The following is a 23,427-nucleotide window of genomic DNA, read 5'->3' as shown; positions in this document are numbered from 1 at the left end:
TCGGTTGGTGCGGTGTTAGCTCGATTGCCGCGCAATCGGTAGTCAATTTTCTCACTATGTTCCACTTAGCTGTGGATTACCGACTGAGGCTTTGGACGGCGCGCGAGTCCTTGTAACGCGTGATGCTGCCGACCTCCGCTCGACCAGAGCCCAGGCGCCGCCGCCGGGGCATGTCGAAAGTGAAGGGGTCATTGCGGCCGGAGCCCATCGCTCCCAGGAGATACCCCGCTCGTCAGTCGCCTGTCGAAACGACTGCGTCACCAGGCTTGTCCGGCCGACGGACGGTGAATCCCAATTGGGACCTGATATTGTTCGGAGGGAAGAGCAAGGTGCACGCAACCGTGAACGGCTCCTTTGCCGGCCCCGTCTTCTGCTCTGTGACCGGATAGTAGATTAGGACCCCACGATGCGGTTTGCGTAAAGCATTCAGCTCCGCATTGGCTCCCTTCACATCGGCCTGGTTGCTGATGTGCTCGGCATATTGGCGATGGGCCGGGTCGTTGTATGTGTGGAAACGCCAAGGCTGCTCAGTGTGCCGAGAGCGATGAACGACGTCGAAAGATGCTTCGTGGATGATCGTAGTCGTCCGCGGTTTGCCGATGCGAGGAGCAAGTAAGATCCAGTCCTCGATCTCATGGTCGCCGCCCTTCTTTTCCAGGAACTCGATCTGGAGGTGCAGGGGGTTCCCACGCCAGCTTTCTTTCGATCCGGGATCGTACCACTTATAGGCCCGAAGGAATTTTATCAGCTCGGCTGTGGAGAATCCGGCGGTCAACGCCGCCTGTGCACGTTTCGCACCGCGGACAACGCCCACGAGCTCTCGCTCCGTGATCGTCTTTTCTGCGAGCAGCTCCGACAGCGCAGCGTTGTTGGCGCGGATGAATGCCTCGTCGGTCGGTGCATATGTCGACTCAGACAACTGCCCTCCGAAGTTCCGAAATTCCAGAACCGCATTTCGCATTTTGTTCGCGGCTGTAGGCCTCAGCATGTGCTGAGGAACCAACGGAGGCACGTTTACCGGAAGGACTCTCTCCTCCATCGAGGCGTAGCGTTCGAGCTCTTTCCGGAACGCTTCTTCGTCTCGGCAAACGCCGCCGAAGGCCTCGTAGAGATCAATCGTTCTGCCACTCCTGCCCACCGGCTCATTCGTCCCGATAAACAAACGGACCAGATCGTTGTAACCTCGACGAAAGCCGAACCAGCGACCCATTTGCATGAGCGTGTCGCCTGCGCCGGTGCGGCGCCGATAGTAGCTCGTGGTCAAGCCTTCGACCGTATACCCCCGGGACAGCTTGGTGCCGCCGACGAGTATCTTCCATACTGACTGCTGGTCGAAGTCCGGGGTCTGCTCTTTGTGCTCGTTGTTCACGATCAAGACCGCCTCCGCGGCCTCGCCGATTTCGGTTAGGCATTCTCCCAGATGGATCGCCAGCTCTTCAAAGCTTTCGGGAAACTCCAGATCGCCGCCGCGACGCTCGTAAACGGGGCGGAAGTCGTCCTGGAACAGTTTGACAAGCCGATCCAGGCCCTTTCCGGCGTCATACCCGGCCGCCGCATAGGTAGCACGCACAAGCTTCGCCATCGCCTTATGGTCGGACTGCTTTTCCGATAAGTGAATGAGCATCGTATGATTACGAAATTTCAGCTTCGAATTTCTAGCTGCTCGCCATCGCTTTATCGCGCCCGACAGTACGTAACTGTCGACTGCACGTTGAAGGTTTTCGGGTTTCTCGTCTTTGTCGCGGACACCACGGACAAAATCCGCCTTGTTGGGCTTAGGGTCGTCCGGACCGGCATTCAGATCATAGAAGTCGGAAACTCCCATATAACCAACCGGCCTCGGCAACGAAATTAGGAAGTCCTTTGGGAAAATGTCATCTTCACTTGACGGGTCAACAAACACATTAGCAAAAGGCGTAGCGGTATACCCGATATACTGAGATCTAGGAAGCATCCTCAATAAACTGATGATAGCTTCATTTGTTTGTGTTCTATCCCGTACGATGCCGCCTCCGGATGGACTTTTTGTGTTTATACTGGCCTGGTCGGATTCGTCGTCGATGATCAGCGTCGGAACCTGATCGAGAGGTGCACCGATCTTGCCTCTCGCCACTTTGCTGAGATCGGTAAGGAGCCTTTGGATTATCTTACTGTTCTTTTTGAGCACGGCGATGCGTGCCGGCGCACGGTAGAGATTGTCGGAATGAAAGAAGGGTTCGGAGCTGACATGCGGCTCGAACTTCAGAGCTTCCAGCGCATAGATGAGACTTTTGTAGTCCGCCTCCGGCCCGGTAAGCCGAGAAAAGTCGAATGCACCTTTCTCGCTCGGCTTTGCTCCGTGCGAGAGGAAGTCGTCCCAATCCGGATCGTTGATATATTCCCGTTGCAGGAGCTCCTTGCCGACCAGCTCTTTGTCCAGGCGCCGCTGCGTTTGTGATCGAAGCACATCCAGCATTCCGCCGAGGACGATAATCAAGCGATAGCCGGCATCGGCCGCTTTGGCGACGACGCCGGTGAAGTTCGCGGTCTTCCCGCTTTGCACGTAGCCGATAACCAAGCCTTTCGACTGCCATGCCTTTTCATCCGTGGGATCGGCCAGTCGCTCGACGATGCTGTTCGTGCTGTCGTCGAGCTGGATCAGACTGTCTTCAGCCCAACCGTTCTTGGCGAGCTGATCTCGGTAGCAGGACCAATAATAGTCGCGTCCGCGTCGGATCTCGGGAGTGTACCAGACGGCATGCTCGGTCGCGATTACGGTAGGGCGATCGAGTTTCTGGACGGGGAGCCGCTCGTCACACAGCTTTTGCCAGGGCTCGTCCAACTCCATGAGCTCGTAGATGCGGAGCCGCCGATCGTCAGAGTTCTTTTCGGTCTCGCTCGCCCATTCCGCATCTTCGTTGTCCCACTTGGCCAGCTTTCGACGCAGCAGACCGAGTCCGTCGTCGCCGGGACCGACCTCTTTGAGGTGCTTCAACAGCTGATCCTGGGTCACCTGCGAGCCGAGCCCCTCAACGGCAAACTCCAAGGCCCGGGCGAATCGCTGCGGGCCTCGGGCCATAGTCGCCAGGGTGGATTCGATAACGTCAAACATCGTCGGCGACCTTCGATGAGGGTTGTGGGATCACGGCCTCGAACTCTGGTGTCCCGTCCGGAACGCCGAGGCCGGTAACATCAATTTGATAGCTGAGCAGACCGACGCGCTCCGGCGCAAACCGCGTATCGACTTCGCCGAGCGCTTCCGGCGTGAGCCGCGGGACACCGTCGGTTATCTCTATTAAGACGGCCTCGTCGCGAAGTTTACGCCTGCGCGGATAGTGAGCAGCGTCCGCATCACGGTAACCCAGTTTGTCGAGATGCCCGCGAAAGATTGCCGGGGCGCCGGGATCCGAGGCAAAGCGCGCGGACAAGGCCGAGACAGCTTCGGGAAGGCTCAGGCCGCCGGAACCGGCATCGGTCAGTTTCAGCGACAAAAGGAAAAGGGTGCTGTCAGGGCTCGGTTGCAACTGGGAAGCCCCGTTGATCATATGGACTCGCGCCTGCCCCGAGGTCGTCTTCACTTCGATTTCGGCTGTTCCGAGCCGGAAGTCGTGCGCATGACCGCCGGGCCCGACCCATGCGTAGAGTCCGTCGCTACCCTTTGACTCGGTCAGCCGATCCAACAACCAAAGCTCGCCGAACAATCCCGCCTGTGCCTCGTCGGTCAGGAGGCTGGGCCGTGCCAGCAAGGCATCCCAACGCGCCACAGCAGACGAGAGAGCTGAAACGGGGTCTTCTCCGTCCTCGGCCACGGCACTGAGTACCTCTACGGCCAAGCCGTAGAAGTTGCGGTAGAGTCCTCGCGCGTCGGTCCAAACTTCCAAGTGTCGGGCCCCGTCGATCGCCACCTCAGCGATCCGCACTTCAATCAATGGGTCTGCGCCGGCCCAACGCGGTTCCGAAGTTCTCCTGAACCGAACGCCGAGACGCCCGGCGCTTGGATCGAGATAAAGTGCCGCCTGCGGCTCGGTGCGAACCACAATGATGTGAGGAATGCCGCTCGATACATAATCTCGCTCGAATGCCTCCCAGTCCGGAAGAAGGCCGGGGGAGTCGGTCATCGGGTCTTCACGATGTCGAAGAGAAGTGCGTTGCCGAGCTCCACCCGCTCCTGTCGCTTTCGAGACGACCGTTGCAGCGAGAAATCGTCCCGAAACAGAAGGAAAAGTAGCATTTTCACCAACGGCGCATCGGCACCCGACGCCGTCTGCCCGTCCAGGATTTCCGTGCGATAGCGCTTATTGAGAACGATCCTGGTCTCGGTGAGGTCGAGATGAAACACCGTCCCGACGGGCAGCCTTTCCCACGCAAACGCGATCTCTTCGACCTGTTTGGCTTTGCCTAGTCGTTTTGTCGCGGCGGCTCTGGCGCGCCAAGGGAAACCCTGACCCGGCACGAAGATTTCCGTCTCGGCGTGTCGCTCGCCGCGACGGTCCGCGCGATAAAGGGCGCGCGCGGCATCCAGATAGTCGAGCAGATCGACCTGGCCGTCGGTCGCATCGATCAATGCTTGGGCCTGCCCTGCGGAAACCTGCAGCTTTGACTTCTGCACATTCATATGGGTTCCGCCCGGCGGCAACTCCGCGGCCACACGAGCTAGAGAAAGGGACGGATCGGCCCTGGACTTGACCACGCCGTTCCATCCGCCCGTCTGAATCAATCGATCGTTGCGGTAGAAGTAGAAACCCTGGAATTCCACCCCTTTGCGACTGCCGAGAAGGAAGTTGTCAAGGACGGAACCGGGCGGCCAAATGTGCGCCGTCAGCTCGATTTCGCCGACTCCCGGCAAACGGGTCCTCAGCTTCTTCGGCCAAGCCGGGTCTCCCGAGTGAGGATAGGCGAAAGGATTATGAGCCCGGACAGGTCTCGGCAGGGCCAGCGGGCGCCGCTCGTGGCGAACTACGATTGTCAACGAAAGCGCTCCGCTCTGGAGAAACCTATGAAAGGTCAGACCCAAATGGGCTTCGAGGCGCGGCATCGCCGTACTGAGATATTCGTCCAATGCATCGGGTCCGGGCCCCACCGTTAACCGCTCGAGCCTGTTCCAGATAACCAGTGTCCCCGTCTTCGGCTTTCGACCCTTCAAGCATAAGGCGTCAAAAGCTTTCGTCGCGGCTTTCGGATCAAGAATATTGCATTGCCAGTCGCTGCCGATGGTTTCGAATACCCACTGGCTCCCCAGAGTGCGCCCGCCTTGTCGGGTAATGACGGACATCGTGCTGCACTGACTGAACGAGGCAGATTTCATGCCTAGGCCGTAGGTGCCGAGTTCATTGTCGCTATGCTCGACACGACCGGCAAACTGCATTCCGAGCTTGAGAGTCTCAGCGTCCATTCCCCGGCCGTTATCAGCAATTGTGACGCCCGTGATCGTATCGTCGTCGCGCAGCAGCGTGATCTCGACATCGCTTGCTGCCGCGTCGATCGAATTATCGATGATGTCTGCGAGCGCCTCTTCCAGCTCATAACCGATGCGCGACAAGGCTCGGACCGTACCGGAACCCTGTGGGGGCAGGCGCACGCGATCGACGACAGTCAGGCTCTCCATGCATCCTCCGAGGCGCAGCATTGACTTGCCGCTCTCGAAGAGGACTATATCGCTGTTCTCACCGCCGCAACCGAACTTCCTCGGTGCAATTTCGGGATTTGTCTATTCTGGGGAATTTGTTGGCTCGCCGCTCAAAAATTGGAAACCCGGAAGCCGCTCGGCGGAAACTCATTGATCTGCTGGAGCGGTTGCCGGAGCGCCTGGAAAGCGGAACGGTCGGCGAGCAGGTCGGCGGTCTCGTTGAGGTCAACTTATGCCTTCGGGAGCTCGGAGCGGGGATCGGAGCCTCCTTGGCCCCGGATGACGGCGATTCCGGGCTGGCGAGGCTACTGGCCTACCTACGCCACCAAGTTGGCCGGATCGTTCACACCGAGGAGTTGATGATCGTCGCAGGGATCGGCGATTATCCCCGCCGAATCCGTGAATTGCGCACTGATCACGGCTGGCCGATCATATCGGGCATGGCCGTCAGGGACATGCGCGCTGAAAACCCGTCGCGAGCGGCGATCGCTGCTTTGCACCTGAGCGACATGGCGCCTGAAGAGTACCTACTGATCGAAGATTGCCGAGACGCGGATGCCGTTCGGCGATGGAGCTCAGCGGCAGCGATCAAAGAAAAAGGGGAAGCCCCGAAGGACGCGCTGGCTAGCTACCTTGGACTATCTCCGGACCGGAGGATCACCGCCGAAGAACTTCGTTTTGTAGCGGGTAACAAGAAGCAATGGCCCGGGCTGGTTCGACAACTCAGGGATGAAGGCATGGAGATCCGCTCTAGAGCGTTCGGTCATCTTGAGCTTCCGCCGGGGATATTTGTCTATTCGCGCTCGGGGTCCGCATCGGGCCGAAATCGGCCAACGGCATGAAGGCCGTCTTCGATACGAAACCCAAGTCGGCCTACGATGACGAGGTTTCCGATCGGTATCAGTTTCCCCGGCGCTATGCGGCAATTGTAGCAGCGTCCTTAGGAGACTGGGTTGTGCTCCGGCGCCCACGGGCTGACCAGGGGAATCTAGCCTATTTTGCGGTGGCTAGAGTGTCGACCATAGAGCCGGACCCGGAGACCCAGTCACTTTCATATGCACGCTTAGCTGATTTCTACTCATTCGAGGTGCCGGTCCCCTGGACTTCGAACGGTCGCTATGCCGAAAAACCACTGCGACAGCTTGAGCGATCAAACGTGGGCGTGTTCCTACGGGGTCGATCGGTTCGCCCACTCGACGACGAAGATTTTGTGGAAATCGTCACCGCCGGGTTCGGCGCTACGAGTAATCCGGCGATCGCGAAGCTTCATCCTTCTCTGCAAGCCGCAATCGCCGGCGTCGCCGCGTCGAACGCGCCGGCTGGTGACCCTATCGAGTCAGCTCGCGCCGGTCGGCGGGAGACCGACATGGACGTTCCGAATTTCGAGAAGTCCTTTCGGCATTTCAGCGAGGTCGTTTACCCACGTTTCGGCGACAGCAGGTTCACCAGCTTTACCGATGGTGCAGCTCGCGGTTGGGAGGGGTACAAGCCGAAACTTCGCTCGCTCGCACTTGATAGGCTCGACCCTAAAGCTTGGCGAGAAAGTCAGATCGGGACCGGTGAAATCCTGGTGCAAGCGCTTGGCGCAATTGAAATCAGCGGCAATGAGCAGACTCGCAACAATCTTGTATCCTGGGAAGAGCGCTACGGCCCCGGCAGTGCGAGCCATTCGGCTCTTAGAGCAGCTCGTGCCGACCCGCGGCGTCGGGCAGAGTTCGAACGTTGGTTCTGGTCGGCGTTCAAAGAGGATGAACCTCCTGAGACTCTGTTCGAAAGGTTCAGGGCCTTGGCAGGTGATGGGTACCCTCTAGCTGCGTATATTTTTTTCCTCCTTGATATGGAGCGGTTCGCACCGATTGCGCCCCGCACGTTCGATGAGGCATTTCGGCGATTGGGAATGCCCATCGTCACAACCGGACGCTGCTCGTGGCAGAATTATGCTGAGTATAACGCCGCGATCGAGGCGGTCCGCTTAAGGCTAGCTGTAAAGCCCGGCCTGGGCGGCGCGCGTCATATCGACGCTCACTCATTCCTTTGGATGATGGTCCGGATGGAAGAAGAGCGTCCGGGCGGATCTCAAAAGCCCGGCGCCGTCCGCTTTGCCGGCGCGAGGGTGCGCTCAATTTTCGAGATGGCCGAGAATGCCTCGCGTGCGACAGCACAGTCCGGAAAGGAGTCTCGCTTCATCCACAAAGAGAAGCAGATGCATCATCACCGACAGGAGCTCGAACGCATAATCGCGAAGTTGGCGGATGCGCAGTCGGGTCTGTGCAGCCTCACAGGGCTTCCGCTGCAGTGGCGAGGCGATCACGAGGACGACGCGATGCTCGCTTCACTCGACCGGATCGACAGCTCAGGACACTATGTCGAAGATAACCTTCAGATCGTTTGCCGCTTCGCAAACCAATGGAAATCGTCGATGCCTGACGGCGAGTTCAGACGCCTTTTGTCATCGGTGCGCTCCGTGACGACGGTCTAGCCGGACTGCCTAATTCCGCCCTTGAGTCCGTCTCCGGCGCCACCGGCCGCGTACCACCCTGTCAATTGCTACCCCCAAGCGGCTGGAAGACCTTCCTTTGAGTAACGCAGGGATATTTCGCTCGACTGTCTCGTCAAACCAAGCATTGGTGCTGTGTGACTCGCGCCGCTAACCGGCGCGCCGCCCGACCGCGCTGACGGAGCGGGCATCCGGTGGTGGGAGCGACACTCAAGTCGCTCCGATTAGGAGCACCACCACCATGACCAAGTTCAGCGACATCCAGTCGATCCTGCTCGCCGCCGCCGCGGCCCGCGACAATGGCAGCCTGCTGCCCGCGCCGGACTCACTCGCCAACGCCGCGGATCGCGTGAAAAAGGCGATCGCCTCGCTGATCAGACGCGGCTTCGCCATCGAGACCGAGGTCTCCGACGCCGCCATCGTCCACCGCACCGACGGCGACCTGCGCTACGGCCTCTTCATCACCGACGCCGGCCGCACCGCGATCAACGTCGAGCCCGTCGGCGGTCCTGAGGCGGACAAGAGCAACTCGGCACCGGCGTCCGCCTCCAGCCCGCCGCGTCAATCAAAGAGCGCGCTGGTCGTCAGCCTGCTCCAGCGCGGTGAGGGCGCCACCCTCGCCGAGCTCATCGAGGCGACTAACTGGCTCCCCCACACCACGCGCGCCGCGCTGACCGGGCTCAGGAAGAAAGGCCACGTCATCGACAAGACTAAGCGGGACGATGCGACCTGCTATCGCATCGTTGAGGCCTGATCCGATGGTCTCTGTCGATGACCGACTGGCTGCGCTGGCGACAATGTCGTCAGCGCAGCTCCGAGCCGAATGGCAGCGCCTGACCCGCTCGCCCGTCCCCAGAATCAGTCCCAACCTCCTGCGCCTCGCTCTGGCCTGGGAGATCCAGGCCGAGGCTTGGGGCGGCCTGTCGCGCAGGACACAGCAGACCCTCGACCAGCTCGCGCGTGCGAAGACCAGCACCAGCCCGGCCAGGCCGGGCATGCGGCTGGTGCGCGAGTGGAACGGCCGGACCCATGTGGTCGAGGTCGGCGAGGACAATGTCATCCGCTGGAACGGGCGCGAGTGGCGCTCCTTAAGCGAGGTCGCCCGCGAGATCACCGGCACGCGCTGGTCGGGCCCGGCCTTCTTCGGACTGAAGAAGAGGTGTGCGGCATGAAGACTGTGCGCTGCGCGATCTATACCCGCAAATCATCCGAGGAGGGTCTGGAACAGGATTTCAACTCGCTCGATGCTCAGCGCGAGGCCTGCGCCGCCTATGTGCTGAGTCAGGCGAGCGAGGGCTGGACCGCTCTGTCCGAGGTCTATGACGATGGCGGGATATCGGGAGGAACGCTCGAGCGTCCCGCGCTTCGGCGTCTGCTGGCCGACATCGCCGCGCAGAAGATCGATATCGTCGTCGTCTACAAGGTCGACCGCCTGACCCGCTCGCTGCTGGATTTCTCGAAGCTGGTCGAGGCGTTCGATTCAGCAGGGGTCTCGTTCGTCTCGGTCACCCAGTCGTTCAACACCACGAACAGCATGGGCCGGCTGACCTTGAACATGCTCCTGTCGTTCGCGCAGTTCGAGCGCGAGGTCACCGCCGAGCGGATCCGCGACAAGATCGCTGCCTCCAAGGCGAAGGGCATGTGGATGGGCGGGGTGCCGCCGCTTGGCTATGCGCCCGATGGCCGATCGCTTCGGATCATCCCCGAGCAGGCAACGCTCGTGCGGCGGATCTACGAACGCTATCTTGCTGTGGGCAACGTGCGTCTGCTGGCACAGGAGCTGGCAAGGACTCGAACCCGAATTCCCGAGCGCACCCTTGCCAACGGACGCACGATCGGCGGGGGCCTGTTCAGCCGTGGCCAGCTCTATGCCATCCTACGCTCGCCGCTCTTCGTCGGTGACATCGGCCATGGCGGCAAGGTCTATCCCGGCAGGCACGAGGCGATCGTCGATCGCGAGCAATGGGAAGCTGTGCAGGCACGGATGACCGCGCAGCGGCAGGGTGAGCGTCGCGGCGCCCCGATCGCCAATCCAAGCCCGCTTGCCGGCAAGGTGTATGACGCGGACGGCAGTGCGCTGGTTGCCTCGCATGCGAGCAAGGGAAGCCGGCGATATCGCTATTATGTGTCCCCGCCCGAGCGGGCAGCTGATCAAGGCCCCGCGGTTCGCATCCCCGCAATCGAGCTTGAGCAGGCCGTAGCTGCATGCATCGCGACGGCGCTGGAGGATCCGATGGCGCTTCTCGCCCGGCTCGAAATCGATCCATCGGCAACCATCCTGCCGGCGCTGTTCGAGCGGGCAGCCGCGCTGGCGGCGGCCGCGCGCGCACGGGACCAGCAGTTGCTGCAGGAGTTGGTGGCGCGGGTTGAGGTCGCCGATACCCGCATCCGGGTGACATGCGACGGGGCCGCGCTCGCCCGAAGGATCATGCCGGACGCTGAAGTAACTCCCGACACCCCCGTCGTGCTCACCTCCGGGGTTCGGCTGCAGCGCTCCGGGCTCGCGCTCCGGCTGGTGCAGGACAGTGGAGCAACAGTGGCCGCCAATACTTCTCCCACAGCGACTAGGCTCCTGCTAAAGGCCCGGCGCTGGTGGAAGATCCTGCGCACCGAGCAGATCACGATCGCCGACCTCGCGCGGCGCGAAGGCGTGACCCGTTCCTATATGTGCCGGATCGTGCGGCTCACGTTCCTCGCGCCCGCCGTCGTCGATGCGATCATCACCGGCATCGCCCGGGCAGGCGTCGGTGCGAGAGTGATCTCCGCGGCGGGCGGGATCGAGCCATCATGGGCCGATCAGGTGGCGCGGCTGCTGCCCGACCACGGCGGCGGGAGGCGGGGCTCCGGCTATGAAGCTGGATATGGACTTCAGGTCGGTTCCACGCCTGTGTCGGTCTCGTGACCGACGGCGTCGATCCTGACCGACTGGCCTTGGCCAGGGGGCTATCTACCCAGGCAGGTATGCTGCTTGAGGATGCGAGCGCGCAGGCTGTTCTGGTCGGGAGATCGTCGGTCAGGGAGTTGAGGCAGAGGGTGATCGAGGTGCGGTCAGCCAATCGGAATGCCGAGACGTTGCTGGCGGCCGCGGCTTCGCTTCTGGACGGCTGACCTCGCTTTGCTGACGTCAGGAGCTGGCCGATTGCGGACGGGCAGCCTTCGCGAGGAATTTGCAGCGAGCGGACGCGAAGCCGGCGAGCAAGGGCGGATTTTGGCCTCGGTAGGCTGGGTCGACCCCACTGGGCCATGGGTTACTGGCGCTTCCAACGGGCGCTCGCCGGGGCAGCAGTCCGGAACGCTAGCTAGTGGTTAGTCGTCAGTCGGTGGCCCCTCCGAAGTTCGGGATTGGCGCTGTTCACCTCACGAGCGAACGTGAAGTCCCTCTCGCGGTTGATCACGTAGCGATAGGCCCAATTCGTTTGCAGCGAATTGTAGTACTCCATATTCTTGGGGTCGGACGGGACCGGCCTCCCTTCCGAGGTCAGCGCCAACAGGTCGTCATTGAAATGTTCGAGCCGCGCGATCCGCTCAAGCATCGCCTTCATGTCGGCGGGCGAGAGCTGACCTGCCCGGACCCTCCCAAGCAAATCGCTGCGGCGGGCCACCTTGGCCGCGTTGTGATCCTCCCTGAGCGATTCGAGCAGCGAGGGACACCACGCGCACAGCATCAAGTCGGCCGCCAGCGGCATGTAAATCTCGATGCCGGGCAGGGCGATGCCGAGATTCCCGTACGGCCCGAAGTCCCGACTGTTCGAGAGCGCGACAGCGTTGTCACCGATATAGAAGCTCGTCCCCGGCGCAGGCTCCGAAAGCACGAGGTCTTTCGTGGCGATGATCTGCGCGAACTCCGTGAGCCCGCGCTGCATGGTGGCCAGGTGTTCCCGTTTCACGCTATTCTCGGTTGCGGGCTCCCAATCCTCCCAGCCCTGTATGTCCTGCATCCGGCCGCCCTCGGCCTCCACCATGCGCACAAGCGACTCCTCGACCGCTTGCCAGCGATCCCGGTGAGCTTTCGTCCGCAGAAATTGGAACGCGATCATGAGGGCGAGCGCGGCTTTTTGCTCCGGCTGTCCGCTGAGCCGCCGCTGCTCCACAACCTCGCGAAATGCTGGGAGCACCTGGTCCTCGGCTGCGCACGCGACGGGCTCAAAGGAAGCCCGATACTCGTCGCTCAGGTCGAACTCATTGAAGCGGCGCTCCGCCATGATGTTCTTGATTGCGGTCGAGAACACCTTGTCCTCGTGCTTGTCGTAAACGTGGACGCGCTCGTTCGCCTCGTCGAACACGAACCCGCGAAGCACGAATTTCGGGACATAGTGCTGGTTCTGTGCGGCCATGGCTCAGAATAGGTCCGAGGAGGGGACGGCGCAAAGGGCTTGGCCGCGAACGGTGGGCGATGAGTGTGGCCGTCCCTGAGGTGCGCCCCGACGAGGGGCTAGTCGTAGTAGAAGATCGGGTGGCTGGAGGAGCCCTGCACCAGATTGATCGAGTGGGTGCAGTCGGACCGATTCACGTAGCTCTCGCTGCTCCTCGCGATGGCCTTGCCGTTCACCGCGTAATAGACCCAGTACCAATAGCCGCCGTTGTCCTTGCGCTCGATGTAGCAGGGGTAGGTGACGTCCGCCATTTTAGCTCTCCCAGAATGGCTGCGCCGCCCCACCCGGCGGCGCAGCCCGACTACTTCTCGTGTGTGGTGGTCCCCGGGCTTCGCTTGCCGTGCGCGGCCGTCACGAAGCGCCCCGAGATGGCGCTGCGATAGGCGCCCCCGGTGCCGCCGCTCTTGCCGCTCGACTCGCGCACCGTGGTGCGCGGGCTCGCCTTGCCGTGGGCAGTGGTGACGTACCGCCCGCTGATCGCGCTCCTGTAGGAGCCGCCGCTCTTACCCTTGCTCATACCCACTTCTCCTCGATAGGTAGGTTCGTAACTGCCATACGCTGTGTATGGGCATCGCGAGTTCGGTTGTCAAGCACTCGGAGTCAGGTTAGGACCGAACGAAACATCCAAATTGGAGGACAGATGCCGTCGCAATTGGGGATCAAGATCAACGAGCTCCGGCGCGCGAAGGGGCTAACGCTCGACCAGTTGGCGCAGGCGACGGAGAGTTCGAAGAGCTACATGTGGGAGATCGAGAACAAAGACGTGGCCCGTCCCTCCGCAGAGAAGCTGGACAAGATCGCCAGCGCCCTCGGCGTTACGGCCGCCTTCTTGATGGACGCGTCCCAGACGCAACCGTCTGAAGACGTGGAGGACACCGCCTTCTTCCAGAGGTTCCAGAAGGCGGACCCGCTCGTCAAGAATAGGCTCCGTCGCATCTTCGATGCATTGGACGATGAGGACTGACCCGACGACGCCTTGCGCTTGGGCGAACGCCCTCGTCGCCATGTGGGGACCGCGGTTCCCGGTGGACGTCCGGCAGATTGCATCCGAGTACTCGACGCGGTTCAGCGACCCGATCCTTGAGATAAGGGCGGCCGAGATGCCCGGCTTCGAGGGCGCGCTCGGCCCGCTCCGTAAGCGGGGCGGTTGGGCAATCCTCTACAACCCGGCAGTCCACTCGCCCGGACGCATCAATTACACCCTCGGACACGAATTTGGGCACTACCTATGCCACCGCCAGCAAAGCCCCGGGGGCTTCCAGTGCGGGGAGTCGGATGTGCTTGGCGGCACGCGAGATCAGGAGCGGGAGGCCGACCGTTTCGCGTCGTATCTCCTGATGCCGCTGGACGACTTCCGCGCTCAGGTCGGCAGCCAGAAGATGGACCTCGCCCTGCTGCGGCACTGCGCGGATCGCTACGACGTGTCGCTCACCGCCGCCGCACTGAAGTGGTTGGAGAGCGCCAGCCGATGTGCGGCGGTCGTCGTCGCCACAAACGGTTTCGTCCAATGGTTCCGCCGAAACGCAGCAGCCGAGCGCGCACGCATCTTCTTCCCGCCCGGCATGGAGTTGCCTGCGGGATCGGTCGCCGCAGGAGGGGACGCCACGGTGGGGAGTATAGACCACGCGCCGGGCGTATGGTGGAGCCGTCCGACGCACGAGGTCGCCATTTTCGCCGACCATTACGAGATGACGATCTCCCTGCTCGTCTTCGAGGACTTTGGGATGATGCCCGAGGGATGGGAGGACGAGCCGACCGAGGACGCTTTCGACCGCTTTACCGCCGCCTCTCGATAGCGAGTTATACCATGTCTCCGTCCTCTCTCCTCGGTGCCGCTGGCGAGCACTACGTGATGTCCCAGTTGCTGCGGCGCGGCTTCATTGCTGCCCTCGCGCCGGTCGGGGTGCCGACGGCCGACATCGTCGTGACGGACGACATTGGCGACCGGGCCTGCGCCATTCAGGTGAAAACGCGGCGCGAGCTCGGGACCGACGGCGGCTGGCACATGAAGGCGAAGCACGAAGGAATCCGGGGCGCGAGCCTGTTCTACGTATTCCTCTCCTTCCCGGCCGATGCTTCTCGCTTGCCGGACGCATTTGTCATTCCGAGCATGGTCGTCGCCGACACTCTGCACCAATCGCATCGGGCGTGGCTTGCGCGGCCGGGGCGAGGCGGTCGACCGCACAAGGACGGCGAAATGCGGCGGCTCCTGCCTGACTACAGCAAGGAGGGTATGGGAGAGACCCATGGGCCGGGTTGGCTCGAACAATACCGGGACGCGTGGGACCTCCTGAAACGAGCGGCTGACGAGAACGCATCACGAGGATAGGTCAAGCCACGACTGTAGGGATCGGGACGGTCGCCATCTATCGCCGGCGGTATGCCGAACGGTGTTCCTCACTCGGATCAGCGCATGGCGACATTCCTCGCCGAGCTCGCCTGCCACAGCGTGCTCATGCGGGCCGCCCGCGCCGCGTCCCCGCACAGCACACGGCGCCCGCAACCACGTTCGTCGAGTCCGGCGCCGGGACCCGAAGTTCGCCGCGGCGTGCGACTTGGCGATTGAGGAGGCCTGCGCCGACATCTAGCGCGAGAACTACCGCCGCGCTCCGTAGGATTGGGAGGAGTCGATCTTCGCGAGGGAAATAGAGTGAGACCATCGTCGGCACTGCCCGGACAACGACCGGCTTCCTGAGCTTTGGTCCCGGGCTGCTCCCGGCGTAACGGAACGCGGCCTCAATCAACGTGACCGGCGCGCACGCACGACCTCGGCGCGGGCAATGGCAGCTTTCAGGATTCGTGGCCCGATAGTTGAAGGGCAACAATGGGCGCAAAGCTGACATTGGTGTGCCCCGGGTCCCGAACGACCAGTTTGCGCCCATCTCCGCCGTTCGACTTCCGCTCGGACATTTCCAAAAGCGGACGCTGGCGGAAGCTGTTGAACGTGCGGCGCAGCGGTTTGGCCAAGTTGGCTTATGTCTTGACCCCCGACGATTTGGGATGTTCTTTCGGACTCTGCGCCTCGCAGTAGATAGACGAAGCGGGCGATGAAAGGTCGGCGCTAATGGCATTCGTCTTTTGGGATACCGAAACGACCGGGCTTTCGACCAACTTCGATCAGATCCTGCAATTTGCAGCCATAAGAACCGATGACAATCTCAACGAGACGGATCGGTTGGAGCTGAGGTGCAGGCTTCATCCGCACGTCGTTCCGGGACCTGGCGCCTTGCGCGTTACGCGCATGACGATCGACCGGCTGACCGATCCTGCCTTGCCCTGCCATTATGAGATGATCCGGCAGATCCGCGCCAAGCTGCTAACCTGGGCGCCGGTAGTGTTCATCGGCTATAACAGCCTGCGCTATGACGAGGAGTTGCTTCGAAAGGCGCTGTTTCGGACGCTTCATTCCCCTTATTTGACCAATACCGAGGGCAATTCCCGCGCCGACGCCCTGACCTTGGTCCAAGGCGCCTCAGTCTTCGCGCCCGAATGCCTGCAGGTTCCGGTCGGGGACGACGGCAAGCCCACGTTCAAGCTCGACAGGCTGGCGCCGCTGAACGGACATGATCATGCCCAAGCCCATGATGCAATGGGCGACGTCCTCGCCACCCTGCACCTTGCGCGCTGTGTGCGCGACCGAGCGCCGGAGGTCTGGAGCCGCTTCCTCCGGTTCGCGACGAAATCGTCGGTGGCCGCCTTCCTCGACGAGGAGGAGGCGGTCGTCGTCACCGAATTCTACGGCAAGAAGCCCTATCAACATGTCGTCTCCGCGTTCGGCACTGACCCCGGAAATCCGGTCGCTGTCCTGGCGCTTGATCTCAAAAACGACCTGGACTGGGTAGCCTCGCTGACGCCTGGCCAGCTGGAGACATGGGTTTCCCGAAGCCCGAAGCCGGTCCGGCGGATAAAGACCAACGCCGCGCCGACGTTAGCCGCCGCCGATGAGGTGCCCGCGGAGATGCTTGGGCCGCTCGACCTTGGAACCATTTCAGCGCGGGCGGCGCGCCTCCGCGGCGATGAGGCGCTTCGCGACCGGCTGGTCGCCGCCGTTGCCGCTGCGGCGCAGGAATATGAGGATTCTCCCCATGTGGAGGAGCAGCTTTATTCTGGTGGATTCGCGCCTGGCTCCGACCAGGCGCTGATGGAGCGGTTTCACGAAGCGGACTGGCCCGAGCGCGCCGTCCTGGTCGAGCAGCTGGAGGATGCGCGGCTTCGCTATCATGGCCGGCGCCTGATCCACGAGCTGCGTCCCGAGCTGCTTTTACCGGAGCATCGCCGGGAGATCGAGGATTTGATGTGGGAGAGGCTGCTGACGGAAGGCGCGCCCAAGGGCAAATGGACCAGCCTACCTGGCGCCCTTGCCGAGACCTCCATGCTTCTCGCCGGCTGCGAGGCGGATGAAGAAGCGGCGCTGACTGGGCTGCGCGAGCATCTCGTCCAAAGGATCGCCGAGGGTCGGTCTCGCGCCTGAAACCGAACGCCGCCTGACGGCCCGGCCGTCAGCCCCAGTTGACGCTGCTGGCCCGTATGAGCCGGTAGCGCATCGCCGCCGGACTAACCCGGAACTTGCGCGCGAGGACGCCCACTTCATCTTCGTCCTCGAAATCGATCGCACGCCCGCCCAGCGTGCCTGCAAGAATTTCGGTCGGGATAAGGAGTTCTGAAGCGAATGCATTTGCTTCCATCTCATGGTCATCGACCCCTTGGGAAGAAAGCCAATCGCGCCTCAAGGAGCCGCGATCGAGATGCACTTGGTCTTCCAATATGTCGCGGTGCAACTGGAGATGGCCAAGCTCATGGGCAAGGGTGAAGCGCTGGCGATGCGGCGGGTGCAGGGAATTGACCCCGATGATGCAAACGCCGGAGGTAATCGTCGCCATGCCCGAAAGATCGCCGTCGAGCGGCGCGTAGCGGATCTGAGCGCCCATTCTTCGCGCGATACGCTCGACCGGGACGGGAGCGGCGACGATCTCGTTCTGCGCGATGAGCGCCGCGGCCTCCCGACGGGCGCGGGCAATGTCAGCTGTCACGACCGCTTCCTGGTGGCGTTCGCCCGGGCGAGGCCGCTTCTCAGTATCTCTTGGATTTGCGAGACCTGGATTGGGTTGAGGCCCTTCTCCATCGCGGCATGAATAGGTTCGTAGCGCTTGACGTCGAGCGGAACCAACTCGGCGAGGCTGTCGAGCTCAAGCGCCGAGGCGAGTTGATAGGCCTGGTCCAGCGTGACCCGCTGCCGCCCTGCTTCAATGCTGGCGATCGTTGCGCGCGACATGCCGACACGCCCTGCCAATGCCTCCTGCGTGATTTTGAGGTCTCGGCGCAGCCGCGCCATTCGCTCGCCCAGCGCTGGGTAAAGGCCGTCATCCACGCCCCCGCATAGAATCCACTTCGCCTGCGACGTCAACAACAATCACAAATGTGTACTATAATCACGCGTCAAATATTTTTGCGATCAGGATTTGACATTTCGACGACCCGCACTCATTTGGGCATCGGCGGACGGGTGAGTCGCCCGCCCCCCAAAGACGGAGGTCGAAGATGAAAGAAGAGAAGGACAAGCCGGACGGCGGCAAAAGCGACAAGGACGGGCCGGGTAACTCGACCGTCGACGTCACCGTCAACTATCAGGCGGCGAACAAGACGCACGCCTTCCCGCGCGGCGCCAAGGTGTCCGACGTGCTTGCCTGGGCGATCGGCGCGTTCGCGATCGACGATTCGGTCGCGACCGAGCTGGAGTTGGTCGTCGCCGGGACCAAGGAGGAGCTGCCGGGGTCGAAGCCGATCGCCTCGCTGGTCAAGGGCGACGCCACGCTGACGCTGGATCTCGTCCGCGGCGACATCGCCAACGGGGTCTGCTGATCGTGGAGGATCCCGCTGTCGCGCTGATCCAGGCCGACCTGGATTGCGAGGCCTTTCAGGCCGGTTGCCGCGAAGGTCGATGGCGGGTGGTGGCGTTCGCTTACCCCCGCCTCGACTTCAAGATCGCCGCAATCAAGCCGAACGGCACCCCGACCGAATGTGGATTTCGCGCGGACCTGACCAACTATCCGGCGGTCGCGCCCGAGGTCAAACTCTGGGACTTGGAGAATGACCGGCAGCCCGTCGGCGCGGAGCGGCCGCAAGGCGGCCAGCGGACCACGCAGACCTTCAAGATCTGGGGGAAGGGTACGGTTTACCGGCCTTGGGACCGCCAGACCGGCCCGCACAGCAACAATGCCGCGACCAAGCCGCATCTCGCCTGGAATGCGTCGCGCGACCTCACCTTCATTTTCGAGGATCTCCATGGGATATTGGTCAGCAACGCTCGCCCGCTCGCTGCTGGGGCGGCGGCCTGAGCTGATCTGCGAGCCCGCGATCTGGGAGGATGGTGTCGCCGAGCTCGCCCGGCGGACGCTCGGCGGCCACCGAGAAAGCGGCGCGTTCCTGCTCGGCGAGAAGGGCTCGCCGCGCCGGATCCATCGCTTCGTCTATTATGACGACATCGACCCCAACGCGCTGGACACCGGCATCGTCCTGATCAACGGCCGGCTGCTCGGCGACCTCTGGAAGATCTGCCGGGAAGAAAAGCTGGAGGTGGTGGCGGACGTCCACGTCCATCCCGGCTGCTACCGCCAGAGCGCCTCAGACAAGGCCAACCCCATCATCCCCGAAGCCGATCATCTCGCGCTCATCCTCCCCAATTTTGCTGAAGGGTCCAACCTGCCCGGCGCAATCGGGGTTCACCGCTATTTGGGGAATCGGCGCTGGCGCGATGAAAGCGAGCGGTGGTTTCCGCCTTTTCACATGGGGTGGTACGCATGGCTCTGAACGGCGAAATCTCCCGCTTGGCGAAGCTGCTGATCGATGCCGAGGGGATCGATCAGGCCGCGGCCGAGGCGCGGCTTCGCGCCCTGACCCTTGAGATCGTGGTCGGCGCCGGCGTCGACAACGTCGCTGGCCACAGCGCCATCCTGACGGCCGTCGCCAGCGGCGTTCGCAGCTTCGTCGGCGGCGTCAGCGTCAGGCTCGCTGAGGACGCGGCTCTACAGTCCCGGCTGCCTCTTGGCGCGTCCGTCCAAGAAGCGATTACCGTCCTTGGCGCCCAGCAGCTTGATCATGACCCGTCTGCCAGGATCCTGATCGGTGAAGTGGGTTCCGGCCGCGCCGGCGACGTTCATGCCTGGTGGGACAGCTGGAAGGCAGGCGCGAGTGCCGCGCCTCGGGTGTGTGGCGATGGCGATAACCCGCTCGCCGGCATCGTGGCTGGCGCGGCCAGTGTCGCGCGGGCCTTCGCGCCCGCCAGCAAGCGCGATTATCCGCTCAACTCGATGTTCGATCTGTGGCCCGGAAGCGACGGCCCCCCGCCCGCGTTCGGGTCGGTTTTCCTGCCAGGCGCGCTCTGGCTGCTCGGCCTCGGCAATCTCGGGCAGGCCATTTTGTGGGCGCTCGCTGCGTTGCCTTACCCTGACCCGGACGCCGTGAAGGTCGTCCTGCAGGACCGCGATCAGATCAGCCCCGAGAATTGGGGAACGTCGGTGCTGGTTCGGTCTGAGGTCTATGGCGCTTATAAGACTTCGGTCGGGGAGGATTGGGCTAAGGCCAGAGGTTTCGACGCGCGGCGCGTGGATCGCTGGCTGGATGAGCGTCAGCGGGTGCAGGACGGCGACCCGGTCCTGGCGATTTGCGGCTTCGACAGCGCCGAGGCGCGAAAGCACCTTGACGGCTGCGGGTTCGATGCCGTGATCGATGCCGGCCTCGGGCGGAAGCATTCGGACTTCGACAGCTATCGTGTGACGATCTTCGACCCGCAATATTCGGCGACGGCTCATTTCCGCGACGTGGCGCCGCGGGCCGAGGCTCCGCCTCAGGATTATGAGGCGCTTCTGGGGCTGGACGATTGTGGCGCGGCCGAGGTGCACGGGGTGGCGGTTGCGGCGCCGTTCGTTAGCGCCATCGCCGGCGCCGTGACGGTCGCGCGGGCGGTCGCGATCGTGAGCGGCGCCAACGTTCCGAGAAATGAGGTCCGGCGACTTTGGAGGGATGAGGCGCGGACGGCGCAAGCGACCAGAGTGACCGGACGCGGGATCTTGCGCCTCAGCCAAGAGAGGTGACCGCGGCTCCTATAGCGGTGGGTCCGCTATCGGCCATTATTCGCCGTCCACGAACAGCTCCGCGATCGGCACCTCAAGAGCATCGGCGAGCCGCTGGACCACTGTAATGGTGGGGTTTCGTACCCCGCGCTCGATGCCGCTCACATAGGTTCGGTCGATACCATGCTCGAGCGCGAACTTCTCCTGGCCGATGCCGCGCTCCTGGCGCAGCCGGCGCAGGTTCTTGCCGAGACGCTTGCGCACATCCATCGCGCGCAGCAGAGCAACGTCGTGGACTTTCGATCCACGGCCGATGAGTCACATTTCACTGGACTTGTCGCGGCGGCGAAGCGACCCGGTGCGCATGGCGCCCCTCGCTCCGACCCGTATTCGCTACATCAAGCTCGGCGCCGGCGGGCGCTGGGAGAACGTGGCGCTAGAGGAGGGGACGCTGGAATGGGGCGATAAGGCCGATCCGCACGAGGAAGCGCTGCGCGGCGATTGGGAGGCGGTGAGGAAGGCCTATATCGAACAGGGCCGTTTGGCGGGGACCGCCACCGGCTATGTCAACGAGGCCAGGGCGGTCTACGATGGTGACCCCGACGCGCTCTGGATCACCTTTGCTCGCGGCCGCATGTGGTGGGCTTTCGCGGGGCCCGAGGTGCGCTGGACCGGCGGCGATGGGACCAAGCGAGGCACCCGGCATCGTATCGCGCGAGGCGGCTGGAGCGGCCGCGACCTGAACGGCGTCCCGCTCGATCTTCACCGCCTCAGCACGCGCCTCACCAAGCTCGCCGCCTATCGCCGCACCATCTGCCGGCTAACATCGGATCAGGAGCGGCTCTGCCTCGCCTATATCAACGCCGAGCCCGATGCCGACCGCGCCGCCGTGCTCGCCGCTCAGGCCGCGCTTGAGGCCAAGCTTCTGGTACTGATCCAGCGACTGTCCTGGGCCGATTTCGAGGAGCTGGTGGATTTGATCCTGGCCCGTAGCGGCTGGACCCGGGTTTCGGCGCTGGGCGGCCACCAGAAGGATGTCGATCTCGTCGTGGAACAGCCCCTGACCGGCGAGCGGATGGCGGTGCAGGTGAAGTCCGAGGTCAGCCAGAAGATCGTCGAGGATTGCGCGGCGCGGCTCGCCTTCCATGCCGACGGCGGCCGCGCGATGCTGGTCTATCACGGCGCGAGCGCAACTGTGCGCACTCCACCCAATGGCCTGGAGCTCATGGCGGGCGACGCCGTCGCCCGCCATGCCGCCCGTGCCGGGCTTACGGCTTGGATCCTGGACCGGAGTTAGCCTGTCCGGGCTGCCATTCCTCCGCGCGCCGGGCCTCCTCCGCAAGGCGCTCGAAGAACTTCTTCCTCGCTTCTGGGGACGGCTTGTGATCCTCGGGCAGGGTGTCGAACGCGCCGAGCCGGCGCAGCTCCTTGAATGCGCGAAGGCGCTCCGCGCGGGTTCCCTGGAGGAAGTCGTCATAGAGCAGTTCGATGCCGAGCCGGTTCTTGGTCATCTTACGCACCCCCTTGGGCGTCGGCACCCGCACCACCTGGTTGCCGGCCTCGATCAGCTGCTCGCGCAAGGGCTGGCGACGCTTGTGCCTCTTCTTGCCGGTGGGGTTGCCGGACTGGCCTTTCTTGAACTTGTGCTCCGGGGGCGGCTTACCCTTGCCCACCGCATAGGGCCGATCAGCATATTCACTCATGGCCGCCGCCCTCCCGGTCCTCGGCGCCGGCGTCATTGTCCGCCAGCGCCTCGATCAGCTCGGCCTTGCGGCCGGTGAGCTTCTCCCAGCGCGCGATGGTCCGATCGACATAGCGAGGCTCATATTCGACGAGGCGCGCTCGGCGCCCGGTTCGCTCCGCCGCGATTAGCGTACTGCCCGAGCCCCCAAAGGCGTCGAGCACGACATCGCCGGGGGCCGTGACGTCGAGCAAGGCCTCCGCGACCAGGGCCACCGGCTTCACGGTCGGGTGAAGTTCACGCGCCTTCCTGCGACTCTTCCCGAACCCGCCCATGCCGGGGAACGACCAGATGTTGGTTCGGTCCCGGCCGTTCTTGCCGAGCAGCACGTTGTTGAGGTGAGGCGCGGCGCCCTTCTTGAACACCACGACCAGCTCGTGCTGGCTTCGGTAGAGCGAGCCCATTCCGCCCTGGCCCTTGTCCCAGACGCAGAGGTTGAGCCGCTCGTCGAACGCCGCCTCGCCGGCCGCCAACAGTTCGCCGAGGTGAGCGTGATCCATACAGACGAACGCGATACCGCCGTCGATAAGGTGCGTGGCGATATTGGCGAGCGCGGCCCTCAGGAACGCGGCCAGCTCCTCGCGCGAGGTAGCGCCATTACCCATGGCGAACTCCGGGTGGAGGCCCGAGCTGGTGACGTGGCCCTCGATCTTCACCCCGTAGGGCGGATCGGTAAAGCAGCAGCGCGCGTTCTCCGTCCCCATCAGCCTGGCAATGACCTCGGGATCGAGGCTGTCGCCGCAGATTAGGCGGTGATCGCCCAGGGTATAGAGGTTGCCGCGCGCTGATATCGGCGGCGCCGAGTCCAGGCCCGCCTCACCGTCGTCGAGGTCGTCATAGAGCCCCGCGAGATAAGCCCCATTGAGCCGATCGACCTCCGCTGGCGTGTAGCCCAGTAGCCGGACGTCGAGCTTCGGGATCTCGGCGCGGATCTCCTCGAGCTCCAGCCGCAGCGCGGCCACGTCATAGTTCGCGACCGCCGGCAGCTTGTTGGTCGCGATGGCGAACGCGCGCAGTTCCGCGTCGCTCAAATGCTCGATCATGATCACCGGCACCATCTCAAGACCCAGCGCCCGCGCCACCTCCCAGCGCAGGTGACCATCGACTATGACCTTGGCGCTGTTGATGATCGGCGGGTCGAT

General features: G+C 63.1%; 25 protein-coding genes. 14 read left to right on the top strand and 11 right to left on the bottom strand.

From position 1 onward, the window contains the following. Positions 1-232: 232 nt before the first annotated feature. The 3 genes from ACT4N8_RS06310 to ACT4N8_RS06300 are packed head-to-tail and all read right to left on the bottom strand — an operon-like array spanning position 233 to position 5,584. Complete coding sequence (locus tag ACT4N8_RS06310) at positions 233-3,091, bottom strand: Z1 domain-containing protein (protein WP_444857287.1); 2,859 nt, start codon at positions 3,089-3,091, stop codon at positions 233-235. Further along, positions 3,084-4,097: a PD-(D/E)XK motif protein gene (locus ACT4N8_RS06305; RefSeq protein WP_444857286.1), complete on the bottom strand. Its 1,014-nt coding sequence runs from the start codon at positions 4,095-4,097 to the stop codon at positions 3,084-3,086. The genes ACT4N8_RS06310 and ACT4N8_RS06305 overlap by 8 nt, the downstream gene beginning before the upstream one ends. Beyond that, the gene (locus ACT4N8_RS06300; protein WP_444857285.1) at positions 4,094-5,584 is read right to left on the bottom strand and encodes an ATP-binding protein; all 1,491 of its coding nucleotides are present in this window, start codon (positions 5,582-5,584) and stop codon (positions 4,094-4,096) included. The genes ACT4N8_RS06305 and ACT4N8_RS06300 overlap by 4 nt, the downstream gene beginning before the upstream one ends. 83 nt (positions 5,585-5,667) lie before the next feature. Between ACT4N8_RS06300 and ACT4N8_RS06295 the strand changes: the two genes are divergently transcribed. The 5 genes from ACT4N8_RS06295 to ACT4N8_RS06275 all read left to right on the top strand — a co-directional run bounded on the left by ACT4N8_RS06295 (position 5,668) and on the right by ACT4N8_RS06275 (position 11,004). Further along, the gene (locus tag ACT4N8_RS06295; RefSeq protein WP_444857284.1) at positions 5,668-6,447 is read left to right on the top strand and encodes a hypothetical protein; all 780 of its coding nucleotides are present in this window, start codon (positions 5,668-5,670) and stop codon (positions 6,445-6,447) included. Positions 6,448-6,815: 368 nt separating this feature from the next. Beyond that, complete coding sequence (locus ACT4N8_RS06290) at positions 6,816-8,084, top strand: hypothetical protein (protein WP_444857283.1); 1,269 nt, start codon at positions 6,816-6,818, stop codon at positions 8,082-8,084. A gap of 259 nt (positions 8,085-8,343) precedes the next feature. Continuing rightward, positions 8,344-8,856: a DUF3489 domain-containing protein gene (locus ACT4N8_RS06285; protein WP_444857282.1), complete on the top strand. Its 513-nt coding sequence runs from the start codon at positions 8,344-8,346 to the stop codon at positions 8,854-8,856. A gap of 4 nt (positions 8,857-8,860) precedes the next feature. Further along, positions 8,861-9,274: a DUF2924 domain-containing protein gene (locus ACT4N8_RS06280; RefSeq protein WP_444857281.1), complete on the top strand. Its 414-nt coding sequence runs from the start codon at positions 8,861-8,863 to the stop codon at positions 9,272-9,274. Further along, on the top strand, positions 9,271-11,004 hold the full coding sequence (locus ACT4N8_RS06275) for a recombinase family protein (protein WP_444857280.1): 1,734 nt from the start codon (positions 9,271-9,273) through the stop codon (positions 11,002-11,004). The genes ACT4N8_RS06280 and ACT4N8_RS06275 overlap by 4 nt, the downstream gene beginning before the upstream one ends. 397 nt (positions 11,005-11,401) lie before the next feature. Here the strand turns inward: ACT4N8_RS06275 and ACT4N8_RS06270 are convergent, their stop codons facing one another. The 3 genes from ACT4N8_RS06270 to ACT4N8_RS06260 all read right to left on the bottom strand — a co-directional run bounded on the left by ACT4N8_RS06270 (position 11,402) and on the right by ACT4N8_RS06260 (position 12,992). Further along, positions 11,402-12,436 carry a DUF4238 domain-containing protein gene (locus ACT4N8_RS06270; RefSeq protein ID WP_444857279.1) on the bottom strand — a complete coding sequence of 345 codons (1,035 nt, stop codon included), beginning with the start codon at positions 12,434-12,436 and terminating at the stop codon, positions 11,402-11,404. Positions 12,437-12,534: 98 nt separating this feature from the next. Next, entirely contained in the window at positions 12,535-12,726 is a 192-nt protein-coding gene (locus tag ACT4N8_RS06265; RefSeq protein ID WP_444857278.1) for a DUF1508 domain-containing protein, read from the bottom strand. Positions 12,727-12,776: 50 nt separating this feature from the next. Further along, positions 12,777-12,992, bottom strand: a complete 216-nt coding sequence (locus ACT4N8_RS06260) for a hypothetical protein (RefSeq protein ID WP_444857277.1) — start codon at positions 12,990-12,992, stop codon at positions 12,777-12,779. A gap of 135 nt (positions 12,993-13,127) precedes the next feature. On the opposite strand from ACT4N8_RS06260, the gene ACT4N8_RS06255 reads away from it, so the two are divergent. The 4 genes from ACT4N8_RS06255 to ACT4N8_RS06240 all read left to right on the top strand — a co-directional run bounded on the left by ACT4N8_RS06255 (position 13,128) and on the right by ACT4N8_RS06240 (position 16,946). After that, complete coding sequence (locus ACT4N8_RS06255; protein WP_444857276.1) at positions 13,128-13,439, top strand: helix-turn-helix domain-containing protein; 312 nt, start codon at positions 13,128-13,130, stop codon at positions 13,437-13,439. 136 nt (positions 13,440-13,575) lie between these two features. Further along, complete coding sequence (locus ACT4N8_RS06250) at positions 13,576-14,271, top strand: ImmA/IrrE family metallo-endopeptidase (protein ID WP_444857275.1); 696 nt, start codon at positions 13,576-13,578, stop codon at positions 14,269-14,271. A gap of 56 nt (positions 14,272-14,327) precedes the next feature. Further along, positions 14,328-14,804, top strand: coding sequence for a hypothetical protein (locus ACT4N8_RS06245; protein WP_444857274.1), 477 nt, complete (start codon positions 14,328-14,330; stop codon positions 14,802-14,804). Between the two features lie 735 nt (positions 14,805-15,539). After that, positions 15,540-16,946 (top strand): exonuclease domain-containing protein, encoded by a 1,407-nt coding sequence (locus ACT4N8_RS06240; protein WP_444857273.1) that lies wholly within the window; start codon positions 15,540-15,542, stop codon positions 16,944-16,946. A 28-nt stretch (positions 16,947-16,974) separates the two neighbouring features. On the opposite strand, the gene ACT4N8_RS06235 is transcribed toward ACT4N8_RS06240, so the two are convergent. Together ACT4N8_RS06235 and ACT4N8_RS06230 are read right to left on the bottom strand one after the other, a co-directional pair. Continuing rightward, positions 16,975-17,505 carry an ImmA/IrrE family metallo-endopeptidase gene (locus ACT4N8_RS06235; RefSeq protein WP_444857272.1) on the bottom strand — a complete coding sequence of 177 codons (531 nt, stop codon included), beginning with the start codon at positions 17,503-17,505 and terminating at the stop codon, positions 16,975-16,977. Then, a complete protein-coding gene (locus ACT4N8_RS06230) occupies positions 17,502-17,843 on the bottom strand; it encodes a helix-turn-helix transcriptional regulator (RefSeq protein WP_444857271.1) in 342 nt (113 codons plus the stop codon). The genes ACT4N8_RS06235 and ACT4N8_RS06230 overlap by 4 nt, the downstream gene beginning before the upstream one ends. Positions 17,844-18,013: 170 nt before the next feature. Here ACT4N8_RS06230 and ACT4N8_RS06225 point away from each other — a divergent pair, with 170 nt between their 5' ends. The 4 genes from ACT4N8_RS06225 to ACT4N8_RS06210 are packed head-to-tail and all read left to right on the top strand — an operon-like array spanning position 18,014 to position 20,565. Beyond that, the gene (locus ACT4N8_RS06225; protein ID WP_444857270.1) at positions 18,014-18,334 is read left to right on the top strand and encodes a hypothetical protein; all 321 of its coding nucleotides are present in this window, start codon (positions 18,014-18,016) and stop codon (positions 18,332-18,334) included. A 2-nt stretch (positions 18,335-18,336) separates the two neighbouring features. Next, entirely contained in the window at positions 18,337-18,810 is a 474-nt protein-coding gene (locus ACT4N8_RS06220) for a DUF7665 family protein (RefSeq protein WP_444857269.1), read from the top strand. Beyond that, positions 18,758-19,282 carry a hypothetical protein gene (locus tag ACT4N8_RS06215; protein ID WP_444857268.1) on the top strand — a complete coding sequence of 175 codons (525 nt, stop codon included), beginning with the start codon at positions 18,758-18,760 and terminating at the stop codon, positions 19,280-19,282. Before ACT4N8_RS06220 ends, ACT4N8_RS06215 begins: the two co-directional genes overlap by 53 nt. Then, positions 19,273-20,565 carry a hypothetical protein gene (locus ACT4N8_RS06210; RefSeq protein ID WP_444857267.1) on the top strand — a complete coding sequence of 431 codons (1,293 nt, stop codon included), beginning with the start codon at positions 19,273-19,275 and terminating at the stop codon, positions 20,563-20,565. Before ACT4N8_RS06215 ends, ACT4N8_RS06210 begins: the two co-directional genes overlap by 10 nt. Before the next feature lie 36 nt (positions 20,566-20,601). Here the strand turns inward: ACT4N8_RS06210 and ACT4N8_RS06205 are convergent, their stop codons facing one another. Further along, positions 20,602-20,814, bottom strand: a complete 213-nt coding sequence (locus tag ACT4N8_RS06205; RefSeq protein WP_444857266.1) for a helix-turn-helix domain-containing protein — start codon at positions 20,812-20,814, stop codon at positions 20,602-20,604. A gap of 94 nt (positions 20,815-20,908) precedes the next feature. Between ACT4N8_RS06205 and ACT4N8_RS06200 the strand changes: the two genes are divergently transcribed. Beyond that, entirely contained in the window at positions 20,909-21,841 is a 933-nt protein-coding gene (locus ACT4N8_RS06200) for a restriction endonuclease (RefSeq protein WP_444857265.1), read from the top strand. Here the strand turns inward: ACT4N8_RS06200 and ACT4N8_RS06195 are convergent. Continuing rightward, a complete protein-coding gene (locus ACT4N8_RS06195) occupies positions 21,813-22,217 on the bottom strand; it encodes a DUF5681 domain-containing protein (RefSeq protein ID WP_444857264.1) in 405 nt (134 codons plus the stop codon). The genes ACT4N8_RS06200 and ACT4N8_RS06195 overlap by 29 nt on opposite strands. A 22-nt stretch (positions 22,218-22,239) precedes the next feature. After that, the coding region (locus ACT4N8_RS06190; RefSeq protein ID WP_444857263.1) for a DNA modification methylase at positions 22,240-23,427 on the bottom strand (1,188 nt) is incomplete at its 5' end.

Origin of the sequence: Sphingosinicella sp., from assembly GCF_052387495.1 — a bacterium.
Taxonomy (GTDB): domain Bacteria; phylum Pseudomonadota; class Alphaproteobacteria; order Sphingomonadales; family Sphingomonadaceae; genus Allosphingosinicella.
The sequence above is the reverse complement of the archived record's forward strand: the minus strand, read 5'-3'. Positions and strand labels throughout refer to the sequence as shown.